This window comes from Gilliamella sp. GillExp13, assembly GCF_001690815.1.
Classification (GTDB): Bacteria; Pseudomonadota; Gammaproteobacteria; order Enterobacterales; family Orbaceae; genus Gilliamella; species Gilliamella bombi.
In genome coordinates, this window is the sequence record NZ_LZHJ01000007.1 from 1 (window position 1) to 846 (window position 846).

The following is an 846-nucleotide window of genomic DNA, read 5'->3' on the forward strand; positions in this document are numbered from 1 at the left end:
CGATTGAGTTGTTTCATTCTGATAGAGGAAAAGAGTTTGATAATCATTTGATTGATGAATGTTTAACAGCATTTGGAATTAAACGGTCCTTAAGTCGCAAAGGCTGCCCCTATGATAACGCAATTGCAGAAAGCACATTCAAAGCAGTGAAAACAGAATTTGTGTCAAATACTATTTTTGATTCACTGGCGCAACTTAAATTGGAATTTAATCACTATGTGGATTGGTTTAATTATAATCGACTTCATTCAACATTAAATTACCAGTCGCCGATTGAATACAAAAGAAATCGATGACCTTATCTTTTTGGTACTAAAAAGTGTGGACATACCAAGGTTTTGAGTTTCTTTTTATCTCTCGACTTATTGTCGAAGGATGTCTATTGAGTAGCTGGGTGTAACTCTCCCCTAAAATAGTACAGCAAAAAAGTAGAAAATTCTCTATGATAAAAGTAAAGGGGATTTAATGATGAAAAAAACGACTAAACATCAAATCGTCGCTATTTTAAAAGAAGCGGAAGCGGGTATTCCCGTTATAGAGTTGTGCCGTAAATATGGCATGGGTAATTCAACTTTCTATAAATGACGAGAAAAATATGGCGGTATGGAAACTTCAAACATCAAACGTCAAACGTCTAAAAGAACTCGAAGTGGAAAACCGCAAGCTTAAGCAGATGTTTGCCGAACTGAGCTTAAAATCACAGCTTCAGGAAGAAATCATAAAAAGCTTTAGTGCCCACAAAGGCACGTAAAACGTGGGCACAGCAACTACAACAAAATCATTCTGTTACTATAGCTATGAGCTGCGCTATCGTTGGCTTAAGCCGTTGTGCTTACTATTATCAAC

General features: G+C 36.4%; 4 protein-coding genes. 3 read left to right on the top strand and 1 reads right to left on the bottom strand.

The genetic code is table 11. The features are described from left to right. The coding region (locus A9G37_RS00690) for an IS3 family transposase (protein WP_176701834.1) at window positions 1–296 on the top strand (296 nt) is incomplete at its 5' end. 16 nt (window positions 297–312) lie between these two features. Here the strand turns inward: A9G37_RS00690 and A9G37_RS13365 are convergent. Next, the gene (locus A9G37_RS13365) at window positions 313–462 is read right to left on the bottom strand and encodes a helix-turn-helix domain-containing protein (RefSeq protein ID WP_141670979.1); all 150 of its coding nucleotides are present in this window, start codon (window positions 460–462) and stop codon (window positions 313–315) included. Between the two features lie 3 nt (window positions 463–465). Between A9G37_RS13365 and A9G37_RS13305 the strand changes: the two genes are divergently transcribed. Together A9G37_RS13305 and A9G37_RS12430 are read left to right on the top strand one after the other, a co-directional pair. Beyond that, on the top strand, window positions 466–585 hold the full coding sequence (locus tag A9G37_RS13305) for a transposase (RefSeq protein ID WP_141670977.1): 120 nt from the start codon (window positions 466–468) through the stop codon (window positions 583–585). Between the two features lie 10 nt (window positions 586–595). Beyond that, window positions 596–751, top strand: coding sequence for a hypothetical protein (locus tag A9G37_RS12430; RefSeq protein WP_176701835.1), 156 nt, complete (start codon window positions 596–598; stop codon window positions 749–751). Window positions 752–846 lie beyond the last annotated feature (95 nt).

Bases quoted from the DNA above. Each gene is read 5' to 3' on its own strand.
- A9G37_RS13305 (WP_141670977.1), top strand. From the start codon at position 466: ATGATGAAAAAAACGACTAAACATCAAATCGTCGCTATTTTAAAAGAA.
- A9G37_RS12430 (WP_176701835.1), top strand. From the start codon at position 596: ATGGCGGTATGGAAACTTCAAACATCAAACGTCAAACGTCTAAAAGAA.